This window comes from Curtobacterium sp. MCSS17_007, assembly GCF_003234175.2.
In the GTDB taxonomy this organism is placed as follows: Bacteria; Actinomycetota; Actinomycetes; order Actinomycetales; family Microbacteriaceae; genus Curtobacterium.
The window spans coordinates 650586-662058 of the sequence record NZ_CP126257.1; the positions used below are offsets into that span (position 1 = coordinate 650586).

At 72.2% G+C, this 11473-nt stretch carries 11 protein-coding genes; 4 read left to right on the forward strand and 7 right to left on the reverse strand.

Translation table 11 applies throughout. The features are described from left to right. Positions 1-61 precede the first annotated feature (61 nt). Complete coding sequence (locus DEJ22_RS03115) at positions 62-277, forward strand: hypothetical protein (RefSeq protein ID WP_111226625.1); 216 nt, start codon at positions 62-64, stop codon at positions 275-277. 82 nt (positions 278-359) lie between these two features. Here DEJ22_RS03115 and DEJ22_RS03120 read toward each other — a convergent pair whose 3' ends face one another. The 3 genes from DEJ22_RS03120 to DEJ22_RS03130 all read right to left on the reverse strand — a co-directional run bounded on the left by DEJ22_RS03120 (position 360) and on the right by DEJ22_RS03130 (position 3616). After that, entirely contained in the window at positions 360-2171 is a 1812-nt protein-coding gene (locus tag DEJ22_RS03120; protein WP_111226624.1) for a collagen-binding domain-containing protein, read from the reverse strand. Positions 2172-2281: 110 nt separating this feature from the next. Then, complete coding sequence (locus DEJ22_RS03125; protein ID WP_111226934.1) at positions 2282-3160, reverse strand: DUF808 domain-containing protein; 879 nt, start codon at positions 3158-3160, stop codon at positions 2282-2284. 168 nt (positions 3161-3328) lie between these two features. Continuing rightward, complete coding sequence (locus tag DEJ22_RS03130; RefSeq protein WP_111226623.1) at positions 3329-3616, reverse strand: hypothetical protein; 288 nt, start codon at positions 3614-3616, stop codon at positions 3329-3331. 65 nt (positions 3617-3681) lie between these two features. Between DEJ22_RS03130 and DEJ22_RS03135 the strand changes: the two genes are divergently transcribed. Further along, entirely contained in the window at positions 3682-3951 is a 270-nt protein-coding gene (locus tag DEJ22_RS03135; RefSeq protein WP_111226622.1) for a hypothetical protein, read from the forward strand. Positions 3952-3975: 24 nt separating this feature from the next. Here the strand turns inward: DEJ22_RS03135 and DEJ22_RS03140 are convergent, their stop codons facing one another. The 3 genes from DEJ22_RS03140 to DEJ22_RS03150 form a co-directional block, all read right to left on the reverse strand. Beyond that, positions 3976-4392: a VOC family protein gene (locus DEJ22_RS03140; protein ID WP_111226621.1), complete on the reverse strand. Its 417-nt coding sequence runs from the start codon at positions 4390-4392 to the stop codon at positions 3976-3978. Positions 4393-4469: 77 nt separating this feature from the next. Continuing rightward, positions 4470-5060 (reverse strand): TetR/AcrR family transcriptional regulator, encoded by a 591-nt coding sequence (locus DEJ22_RS03145; RefSeq protein ID WP_111226620.1) that lies wholly within the window; start codon positions 5058-5060, stop codon positions 4470-4472. Between the two features lie 135 nt (positions 5061-5195). Continuing rightward, on the reverse strand, positions 5196-7415 hold the full coding sequence (locus tag DEJ22_RS03150) for an MDR family MFS transporter (RefSeq protein ID WP_111226619.1): 2220 nt from the start codon (positions 7413-7415) through the stop codon (positions 5196-5198). Between the two features lie 182 nt (positions 7416-7597). Here DEJ22_RS03150 and DEJ22_RS03155 point away from each other — a divergent pair, with 182 nt between their 5' ends. Beyond that, positions 7598-9418: a DEAD/DEAH box helicase gene (locus DEJ22_RS03155; RefSeq protein ID WP_181430715.1), complete on the forward strand. Its 1821-nt coding sequence runs from the start codon at positions 7598-7600 to the stop codon at positions 9416-9418. Between the two features lie 139 nt (positions 9419-9557). On the opposite strand, the gene DEJ22_RS03160 is transcribed toward DEJ22_RS03155, so the two are convergent. Next, the gene (locus DEJ22_RS03160; RefSeq protein WP_111226618.1) at positions 9558-10487 is read right to left on the reverse strand and encodes an NAD-dependent epimerase/dehydratase family protein; all 930 of its coding nucleotides are present in this window, start codon (positions 10485-10487) and stop codon (positions 9558-9560) included. Positions 10488-10607: 120 nt separating this feature from the next. Between DEJ22_RS03160 and DEJ22_RS03165 the strand changes: the two genes are divergently transcribed. Further along, positions 10608-11393 carry a TetR/AcrR family transcriptional regulator gene (locus DEJ22_RS03165; RefSeq protein ID WP_111226617.1) on the forward strand — a complete coding sequence of 262 codons (786 nt, stop codon included), beginning with the start codon at positions 10608-10610 and terminating at the stop codon, positions 11391-11393. Positions 11394-11473: the final 80 nt, after the last annotated feature.

Genomic DNA, 11473 nt, shown 5'->3' on the forward strand with positions numbered 1-11473 from the left:
CGTAGCGTCCGACGGGTCGTTCCGCCATCCGGGCTCCTGCGGCACCGACGGAAGCCGACCCATGGCCGATCAGCACGGCATCACCTGGCGACAGGACTCCGAGACCACCTGGACCGCGCGGGCCGGTGACGCGGTCGTCGCCACGATCACGCTCGGACGACAGTACGAGCTCCTCTCCGCCGATGACGCGGTGCGCGGGTCGCACAGTTCGTTCGGCAGCGCCCAGGCGCAGCTCGAGGCACACCACCAGTGGGCGCTCGCCGTGCAGCAGGACTGACGAGCAGGACCGAGCGCTCGCCCGCTCCTGTCGGTGTCCGGGTGGTGCGCTGCGCCCCGGGGCGGGGCGCACCACCCGGACGTCACCGTCCGCGGCGCGCGACCCGTGCGAGCGTGAGGGCCAGGCCGGCAGCGAGCAGTACTGCGGCGGTCAGCCCGAGCGGCAACAGGTGCGCGCCCGTCCATGCGAGCACGCCGTCCGGACCCGTACCCGGACCAGCACCGACGGATGGCCCGTCGGCTCCGGGCTGCGGTCCTGCTGGGTCAGGACCGTTGCCGCCGTCACCCGCAGGCGGGACGGGGCCCGGCGTCGGGGTCGCCGTCGGGTCGACGGTGGGCGCCGCGGTCGGGTCGGGGTCCGGTGACGGACCGGGCCCGGTGGTCGGATCCGGCGACGGTTCGGGTGTCGGCGTGGGTGTCGGCGTCGACGCGGCGGTGTTGGTGATCGTGCAGACGACGTCGTCGCCGTCGCCCACCGTCACCTCGTCACCCCTGGCCGTCGCGCCGGTGCACACCCAGGCCCCGGGCACGTACCCGTCCGGGCCGCCCGTCTCGCTGAGCGTGTAGTCACCCGCGGGCACCGTCCGAGCGGTGACGTCAGCGCTCCCGCTCGGACCGCTGATGGTCGCCGGACCGTCGGCGGTCAGGGTCCAGTCGGTGGCGTCCGCGGTACCCCCGACGACCTGCTTCACGAGGGTGAGGGACCCCGCCGCGTCGTCGACCGACACGCACGACACGGTCGCCGCGAACGGGAAGCCGTGGATCTCGAGCGGGACCGGCCGCGGTCCGGCGGGGACGCCGTGCGTGAAGGACGCCGCGATGACGTTGCCCTCGATGTTCTGGGTGACGTCCCACCGGACGTCTGCCCGCGGGGCGTAGATGGTGCCCTCGAGCACGTCGGCACCGGTCACGTGCACGCTCGTCGCATCGGGGAAGTTCCAGAGCACGAAGGGCGCGTTGGCGTTGGTCAGGTTCGCGAGGTTCGGGACGGAACCGTCGAAGGCGCTGCCGGTCACGTTCACCACGAGTGGGGCACCGGGACCGGGCAGACCGTCGAAGGTCAGCAGGCTCAGCGCATCGAGGTCCGCCGCGCTGACCGTGAGGACGTTCGTGCGCCCCTGCTCGACGGCGACCCGGGCGGTGCTCCCGGGCGCGGCGGGTGACGCGATCGTGTTCCCCTGCTCGTCGCGGAGCGTCGTCGTGGCGGGGCACGTCCCGATGTCGGAGGACAGGGAGCGGTAGCGCGCGAACGACGCTCCGAAGTCCAGCACGGCCGGATCGGCGGTGCGCGCGATGTCCTCCGGCGACTGCTGGACCGTCCCCTCGATCCGGGGGACGGTCTCGGCGGTCGCTCCCTCCGGGACGATGCGGTACGGGATCGCCGCCCCGTTCTGGTCGGTGTCGAAGGCGTCGTAGGTCGTCGTGTCGCCGACGTGGGCGAGACCGCCGTCGAGCACACGGAGGACCGCTCCGGACCCGGCTTCCGGGAACGTCACACCACCCCCGACGTACAGGTAGGTGGGCGAGGTGTCGCCCGGTAGTGTCGGGGCGCCGAGCGGACCGCTCCCCGCCCCGATGTTGTAGCTCGTGTCGAACCGCAGGTCGCCGCCGGCGGCGAGGGTGCCCTCGGCTTCGTCCGCGGCGAGCCGGACGTCGCCCTCGACGAAGACCAGGAACCCCTGGTTCGCCGCGTGCCCGTCCACGGGCACGGTCACCGGGTTGACCGGCGCCACGTCCGCCGCCCGCGCGGTCGGGACGGTCGCAGCACAGGTCGCGCCGACGAGCAGCAGCGCTGCGGACGCGGCGGCACGGCGCAGGACGGGCGCTCCTGAGCGTCGCGGGCGGACGCCGGGCGGACGCGCACCATCGACCATCGCGTCCCTGATCCACGACATACGGCGCCCCTACCGAGTCAGGTCGGGCCCCACTTGCCCGACGAGGGCGACGCTAGCCCGCCGGGTGCCGGTCGGGCCGGATTCTCAGGAACGCCCGTCCGCCGACGCAGTCAGTGCTGCCGACCGCGCAGCCGCCCGATCCCGAGCACGATCCCCACGACGACCATCCCGAGCACCAGCCCGAACACGGCCGACACCGCGGTGTCGACGACCCACGTGACGACGGGGCCGGCGGCCTCGACCGCGTGCTCGACGACGTGCAGCAGCTCGTACGGCCCGGCCCAGAACGTCTCGGCCAGGTTCGCGATGACGAGGTGTCCACCGACCCAGAGCATGGCGACCGTGCCGACGATGCTGATCACCCGGAACACCGTCGGCATCGCGCGCACGATCCGGGCACCGGCGCGGCGCGTGCGGCGCACCGGGTGCTTCATCATCTGCAGGCCGATGTCGTCGACCTTCACCAGGAGGGCGACCGCGCCGTAGACCAGGAGGGTCATACCCGCTCCGATCAGGGCGAGCGCACCGACCTTCGGCCAGAAGCCGAGGCCCGTGTCGAGGCTGTCCAGGGCGATGAGCATGATCTCGGTGCTGAGGATCAGGTCCGTCCGGATCGCCCCGAACACGAGCTTCGGCTCGGTGGTGGGCTGCGCGTCGCCGGCGGCCTCGTGGTGCACACCGAACCACTCGGTGACCTTCTCCGCGCCCTCGAAGCACAGGTAGGTCCCACCGATGACGAGCAGCCACGGCAGCACCCACGGCGCGAACGCCGAGAGGAGCAGTGCCAGCGGGATGATGATGACGAACTTGTTGAACAGGCTGCCGAGCGCGATCCGGCCGACCACGGGCAGCTCACGTGCGGGCTGGAGCCCCTGGACGTACTGCGGTGTGACGGCGGCGTCGTCGATCACGACGCCCGCGGTCTTCGCGCTGGCCTTGAGGGCCGCGGAGAGGATGTCGTCCACCACGGCGAGCAACCCGACTGACATGTTGCTCACCCTACTGGAGCTGTCACGGTGCTCAGGATCGTCCGGCCGCCGAGCGCACCCGCGACCGACTCCGGCCGCTTGGCACCGACCCGCTCGCGGTCGACGGCCGCCGGACGGGAGGCACGGTGCGGGTGAGCGGGGCAGCCCACCGGCACCGCGCCTCCTGGCTCACGTCGTGGTGGGCTGGGGCGTCAGCGCGCCGGAGCGGTAGACGAGGACGTCGGCGTCGCCGACGCGTGCGCTGGCGGCACCGAAGCGCCACAACCGGTTGTAGCAGTACACCCCGACGACCGTGCTGCCGTCCTCGGCGACCGCCCACGTGCCGGCGCCCCACTGGGCGGGGTGCCCGATGCCGTCGATCGTCACGGTCGGTCGCGCGCCCCACGTCAGCGCGGGGCGACCGATGTCGAGCGTGACCCGGCGCTTCGTCGTGCCGGACGGCTGGAGGGTGTCCATGCGCTCAGGGTACGGGTGGAGTGATCGCTGGACGTGCGCGGGCCGTTGGTCCGTAGGCTCGCGGCATGGCTGACTTCACCGCTGCACAGGCCGCCGTCGTCCGGATCGAGCGCGCCGAGGAGGGGCGGTGGGACCTGACCGTCATCAGCGACTCCGGGGTGCGGATGGGGCACGGCGTGCACCTGTTCGACGCCGCGTCGGACGATGCCGAGGACGAGCAGGCCGCGGCCCTCGACTTCGTGCGCGAGTACGGCTTCCGCTTCGAGCGCGAGGCGGTCGTCGCGGACGGGCCCGACGCGTTCTGGGCGCCCCTGCTGCCGCTCGACGACGCCTGATCACGCGAGCGACCTCGTTCCGGGTCAGGCGTCGAGCGCCGTGCGTTCGAAGCCGATGAGCCAGGTGACCCCGAAGGCGTCGCGCACGGTGCCGTCCCAGTCACCCCACGGACGCTCCTGCAGTGCGTCGACGACGGTGCCGTCGGTCGCGAGGTCGGCGAACCACCGACGGAGCACCTCGGGAGAGTCGGCGCCGAGCAGGGAGAAGAGCAGCCCCGCCGCCGTGAACGTCGTGTCGTCGGGGCCGGCGTCTGCGGCGAAGACCCGGACGGGGCCGACCAGTTCGCCGTGCGCGACCGCCTCGGGCGGACCGTCGTCACGAGCGAAGTCGCCGTACGAGGCGATCCGGACCTCGCCTCCGAAGACCTGCTGCCACCGCGCCAGTGCCACACGAGCGGTGCCGGGGAGCACGAGGTACGGGGTCGGGGCTGCGCCGTCCATGCGCTGACCGTACCGCTGCCGGCCCCGGCTGGCCAGGGGCGGTCGAGACGCCACCGTGTCGTGCGCGCGGTGCGACGTCAGGCGGAGGCGATCGCGCCCATCTCGGCGACGACGGCGCGCAGCTTGACGGCGAGTTCTTCGCTGTCGCCGACGGTGTCGCGGTGCGCGACCTCGGACAGTGCGGACAGCACCAGTCCGACGGCGGTCCGGGCGGTCTGCTCGTCGGTGCGCGAGGACACCGTCGCGAGCAGCGACTGTCGTGACTCGGCCATCCACTGCATGACCATCGGCGCCATCTCGGGGCGGAGCACCAGGAGTTCCTTCATGCGCCGCCGGTCCTGGGACAGCGGGACGGTCGCGGCGATGAGCGTGCAGAGGTCGTCGACGAGTCGGCCGTCCGCCTCGGCGAACCGCGACGCCGCCCACTCGGGCACCTCCACGGTGTCCAGACCGAGTGCCGCGTGCGCCTTCGACGTGAAGTAGTTGAAGAACGTGCGCGGCGACACGTCGGCGTCGCTGCAGATCTGCTCGACGGTGACGCCGTCGAGACCGTGCTCGGACACGAGCGTGAGGGCGGCGTCGTGGAGCGCCTGCCGGGTCTGCTGCTTCTTCCGCTCGCGCAACGTGCACGGCGTGGTGGCCGGCTCCGGTGCTGCTGTGGTGCTCACGTGCACTCCTGGGGTGCTGGGCGGCCGCCCGGTCGGCCCCTGCGGGGCTCGTCGGTCCGGGTGGCCCGGGTTCTGCCGGCCGGGGCCGGTGGGGAGGGCCACCCGCACCCGGGCGGGGTGCGGGTGGCCCGGGGGTCACCGACGCTGGGTCGGCGTGGAGCCGGTCATCGGCCCGGTGAAGGATCCGGCCTCGGCCGCGGCGAGTCCGGCGCGGGCCTCGAGCTCGGCCTCCGGCGACGCCTCGTCGGAGGACGAGGACGAGGCCGACCCGTTGGCGGCGTCGTGCTGCTCCTGCAGTGCCGAACGCTGACGCAGCGGCGGCACGCGGAAGAACCACGTGAGCACGAACGCGAGCAGGATCACGCCGAGGCCGACCCAGTAGATCGTCACGGACGAGGCGTTGAAGCCCGCCATGAACGGCCGCGTGAGGCGGCTGTCGGCACCGGTGAGGAACGAGGTGTCGTTCGTGCTGGTCGCCGACGAGTCCGAGCTGGCGCCGTCGTCGATCTTCTCCGCCAGGGCCGGCGTGAGCTCGTCGACCCAGTACGACCGCTGCGAGGCGTCCGACCAGTCGACCGAGACGGTGCCGTCCTGCACGCTGGCGTGCGCCTTGTCCGCCACGGCCTCGAGGGCGGTGGACTCGGCGGCCGGGGTGGCTGCCGCGACCTGCTGGTCGATCACGGTCTGTGCCGCGGCTGCGGGCACGGCGCCGGCGGCGACCTGCTGCTGCACGGCCGCGGTGACCTGCTGCGTGACGGCCTGGTCGGCTGCCTGCTTCGCCTGTGCGGATGCGTCGTCGAGCTGCGACTGCACGCTCTGCTGCAGCGGGGTGGTGATCGGGGCCCAGATCTTGTCGATCGCGCCCTGGTTCGCCGGCTTGCTCGCGACCGCGGGGTCGAGCGCCGCCGACAGCGCCGGCTTGAGGTCGGCCCGGTTCGCGGTCGCCGTCAGGATGTTGTTCGGCATGACCGAGAACAGGACGGAGAGCAGCACGGCGGTGCCGAGCGTGCCACCGATCTGGCGGAAGAACGTCGCGGACGACGTGGCCACGCCCATGTCCCGGGCCTCGACCGACCCCTGGGACGCCAGGGTCAGCGACTGCATGACCGAGCCGAGCCCGAGGCCGATGAGGAACATGCCGATCATGAGGAACCAGAGCGGCTTGTCGATCGTCATGAAGGTCAGGACGACGTAGCCGGCCGACACGAGGAACGTGCCGATGACCGGGAAGATCCGGTAGCGGCCGACCCGGGCGACGATCTGACCCGAGGTGATCGACGCGATCATCAGGCCACCGACGAGCGGGAGCGTCGCGAAGCCGGACTCGGTCGGGGTCAGGCCGACGACGATCTGCAGGTAGAGCGGGATGGTCAGCATGGCGCCGAACATCGCGAAGCCGACGAGGAAGCCGATGACGGTCGCCATCGAGAACGTGCCCGAGCGGAAGAGCTTCAGCGGGATGATCGCCGCGTCGCCCATCTTCGACTCGATCAGCAGCAGCGCGACCAGCCCGAGGGCACCGATCACGTAGCTCGCGATGGCGGCGGGGGAGCCCCAGCCCCAGGTGCGGCCCTGCTCGGCGACGAGCAGCAGCGGGACCAGCGTGACGATGACCGCCGTGGCGCCCCACCAGTCGACCTTCGGCTTGTCGCCCGTGCCGTGCACCTTCGGCAGGTGCAGGAAGACGATCACCATGATGAGCGCGGCGACGCCGATCGGCACGTTGATGAGGAGCACCCAGCGCCAGCCGGTGATCCAGAGGATCTCGGAGGAGCCGGCGAGCAGACCACCGATGAGCGGACCGATGACGGACGAGATGCCGAACACGGCGAGGAAGTACCCCTGGTACTTCGCGCGCTCGCGCGGGGCGAGGATGTCGCCCATGATCGCGAGCGGCAGCGACATGAGCGCGCCCGCACCGATGCCCTGCACGGCGCGGAAGGCCGCGAGCATGAGCATCGAGGTGGACATCGAGGACAGCACGGCGCCGAGGATGAACACGACGATGCCGAAGATGTAGAGCGGCCGGCGGCCGAAGATGTCGGAGAGCTTGCCGTAGATCGGCGTCGCGATGGTCGAGGTGATCAGGTAGGCGGTGGTGACCCACGCCTGCTGGTCGAGCCCGTGCAGGTCGTCGCCGATGGTGCGGATGGCCGTGCCGAACACCGTCTGGCCGAGCGACGACAGGAACATGCCCGCCATCAGGCCGTAGATCACGAGGAGGATCTGGCGGTGCGTCATGAGCGGCTGCTGACCGGGGGTGCCGGTCGCGGGGGCGCCGGTCGTCCCGGCGGCCGCGTCGGGCCCGGCAGCGTGGCGGCCGGGCTGCACCGGGACGGGTGCGGTGGCGGTCATCGAACTCCTTTTTCGTGCTGTGTAACTTTGCAGACCGCGCAACGATACATCCGATGGTTCCACTGTGCAACTACTTGTGGAGCCCCCGTGGCGGACGGGAGGCGCGCTGCGGGTCGGCACCGCGCCTCCCGTCCGCCCCTCCCGCGTCACCACGCGGCCGCCATCCGAGATACCGTTTCCGCATGAGCACGGACACCGCCACCACCACCGAGACCACCGACGAGGGGCCCGTGGTGACCTTCGCCGACCTCGGCCTGAGCGACCCGGTGCTCAAGGCCGTCAAGGACATCGGCTACGAGACCCCCTCCGCCATCCAGGAGGCCACCATCCCGACGCTGCTCGAGGGGCGCGACGTCGTCGGCCTCGCGCAGACCGGTACCGGCAAGACCGCCGCGTTCGCGCTGCCGATCCTGTCCCGCATGGAGTCGGGCAGCAAGGTGCCGCAGGCGCTGGTGCTGTCCCCGACCCGTGAGCTCGCACTGCAGGTCTGCGAGGCGTTCGAGCAGTTCGCGTCCCACATGAAGCACGTGCACGTCCTGCCCGTCTACGGCGGCCAGGCGTACGGCGTGCAGCTGTCCGCGCTCCGCCGTGGTGTCGACGTCGTCGTCGGGACGCCCGGTCGCATCATGGACCACATCGCGAAGGGCACGCTCGACCTGTCCGAGCTGAAGTACCTCGTGCTCGACGAGGCCGACGAGATGCTCAAGATGGGCTTCGCCGAGGACGTCGAGACGATCCTCGCGGAGACGCCGGACGACAAGCAGGTCGCGCTGTTCTCGGCGACGATGCCCGCGCAGATCCGCCGCATCTCGCAGCAGTACCTCAACGACCCGTCCGAGATCACGGTCAAGACCAAGACGAAGACCGCCGCGAACATCACGCAGCGCTACCTCATGGTGTCGTACCCGCAGAAGGTCGACGCGCTCACCCGCATCCTCGAGGTCGAGGACTTCGAGGGCATGATCATCTTCGTCCGCACGAAGAGCGAGACCGAGACCCTCGCCGAGAAGCTCCGCGCCCGGGGGTACGCCGCAGCGGCCATCAGCGGTGACGTCGCCCAGGCGCAGCGCGAGCGCACGGTCAACCAGCTGAAGTCGGGCAAGCTCGACATCCTCGTCGCCACCGACGTCGCCGCCCGTGGTCTCGACGTCGACCGCATCACCCACGTCGTGAACTTCGACATCCCCGTCGACATCGAGTCCTACGTCCACCGCATCGGCCGCACCGGTCGCGCGGGCCGCAAGGGCGACTCGATCAGCTTCGTCACGCCGCGCGAGCGCCGCCTGCTGTCGGCCATCGAGCGCCACACCAAGCAGCCGCTCACGCAGATGCAGCTGCCGACGATCGAGGACGTCAACGAGACGCGCCTGAGCCGCTTCGACGACGCGATCACCGCGGCGCTCGAGCAGCAGGACCGCATCGACAAGTTCCGCGACGTCATCGCGCACTACGTCCGGAACCACGACGTCCCTGCCGAGGACGTCTCGGCCGCGCTCGCCGTCGTGGCGCAGGGCGACTCGCCGCTGCTCCTCGACCCCGCGGACGACCAGCTCCGCAACCAGGTCGAGCGGGACGGCCGCCGTGGCGAACGACGCGACCGTGACGACGACCGTGGCGCTCGCGAGGACCGCGGACCACGCCGCTCGCAGCCGATGACGGCGTACCGCATCGAGGTCGGTCGTCGCCACCGCGTCGAGCCCCGGCAGATCGTCGGTGCGCTCGCGAACGAGGGCGGCCTGCGACGCGACGACTTCGGTGCCATCCAGATCCGCCCGGACTTCTCGATCGTCGAGCTGCCCGAGAGCATGGACCCGGGCGTGCTCGACCGGCTGTCGGACACCCGGATCAGCGGCAAGCTCATCGAGATCAAGCCGGACCGACGGGGCGGCGGGCGCCGGTACGACCGCGACGACCGCGGGCCCCGCGCGCCGCGTCGTGACGACCGTCCGCGCCGTGACGACGACGGCGACGACCGCTCGTACCGGAAGCCGCGCCACCGCTGACCCGTCGCCCCCGGAACCGGGTCGCTGACCCCGCCCCTGGTGCGGGGTGGCCGGACCCGTGCCGGGGGTGCGCGGCAGCCGGGCGACCACCGGCGCCGGGAGCACGGCGGAGGTGCGCCCCGCCTCCCGCCCGTCGCGCTCAGGCCGTGAGCCCGTCCACGGTGCGCCGGCAGACCTCGTCCCACGGGGTCGGCTCGATGCTGAAGTGGGCGCGCGCAGCGCGGTCGTCGACGACGTAGGGCGCGGTCCACTGGTACCCGAGCTGCGCGACCTCGCGCATGAAGGGCACGACGGCCCCGGTGGCGCGGAGCAGCCCGATCGGCAGGGACCGCACGCGGACGGCGGGGCGGCCCGCCGAGCGCAGGACCTCGGTGAGCACCTGTTCCTGCGTGCGGGGCGCGTTGGTCGGCACGATCCAGGTCCTGCCGTGGGCCCGCTCGTCGTCGACGGCCGCGACGAGCAGCCGGGCGACGTCGCCGACGTCCGTGTACGAGTGCGGCTGGTCGGACCGGCCGATGACGGTGACCGCCCGCCCCCGCATCGCGGCCGGGAGCACGCGCGTCACGTGCCCGTTCTGCCCGGTCCCCGGGCCGACGTAGTCCGCACCACGTACCTCGACCGCGCGGATCCGCCCTGCACGGTGCGCGGCCAGTGCGTCCGCCCACATCCGAGCGCGCAGGACGCCCTTGTGGTCGGTCGCGGCATCGGGCAGCCCCTCGTGCATCGGGCCCTCGACGGGACCGTACGGGTACAGGTTGCCGGTGATCGCGTACACGGCGCCCGTGCGTTCGGCCGTGGCGAGCAGGGCCGTCGCGAGCGGTGGCCAGACGCGCTCCCACTCCGTGTAGTCGCCCGGGTTCGCGCAGTTGTGGAGCGCCGCCGCGCCCTCGGTCACGGCCGTGAGGGCATCCGCGTCCGAGGCGTCGAGCGCGACGTGCCGGACGCCGGCCAGCCCGGTGTCGCGCCCGGACCGGGTGACGACGACGACCTCGTCACCCCGCTCGGACAGCAGGGCCGCGGTGTGGCGGCCGACGGGGCCGGCGCCGACGACGACGTGGTGACGGGTCATGGTTCCTCCTGATGGTTGGGAGAGCAGTGCTCTCGAAACTCATCATGCGGCCTGTGTGCTCCATTCGCAAGAGCAATGCTCTCGATTGTGTGCACCGCTCTCCCGTGGCAGGCTGGAGGGATGGTGGAGAAGGCTCGCACGGCCCGGTCCCTGGCTCGCGAGGCGGTGCACGCGAGCATCCTCGCGGCAGCCCGCGCGCGCCTGACCCAGGAGGGGCCGGCGCAGTTGAGCCTGCGCGCCGTGGCCCGCGACGTCGGCATGGTGTCGTCAGCCGTCTACCGGTACTTCCCGAGCCGGGACGACCTGCTCACCGCGCTCCTCGTGCTCGACTACGACGAGCTGGGCGCCGCGGTCGAGGCCGCGGAGGCACCCGTCGACCGTGGGGACCACGTCGGCCGCTGGGTCGCCGCCTGCCGTGCCGTCCGGCAGTGGGCGGTCGGGCACCCCGGTGACTTCGCGCTGCTCTACGGCTCGCCGGTTCCCGGCTACGTCGCGCCGCAGGACACGATCGAGCCCGCGTCGCGCACCACGCACGTGCTCGTCCGCATCGTCACCGACGCGTGGGCGGACGTCGCCGGGTCCGACCTGCCCCCGGACTGGAGGCTCGGCGCGGGTCCGGCCGTCGACACCCGACCCGGCACGGCCTCCGCGATCGCGGACGCCGTCGCGTACACGAGGGCGCGCGGCTTCCACGGCGACCCCGCCCCCGAGGTCGTCCTGCGGACGCTGATCGCCTGGACGACGGTGTTCGGTGTCCTGTCCTTCGAGCTCTTCGGGCATGCGGTCGGCTCCGTCACCGATCCGGCGGCCTACTTCGACGAGGTCGTCGTCCGCCTGGCGCACGACCTGGGGCTCGATCGGGGCCGACACGGCGGTTCCCCGCCCCAGATCGGGGCTGCGGGCTGACAGACGGGCTGGCCCTGCGGTAGACAGGCTGGTACGCAGCGCACTCACCAGCGCTGTCCGGCTGCAGCAGGGAAGGACGC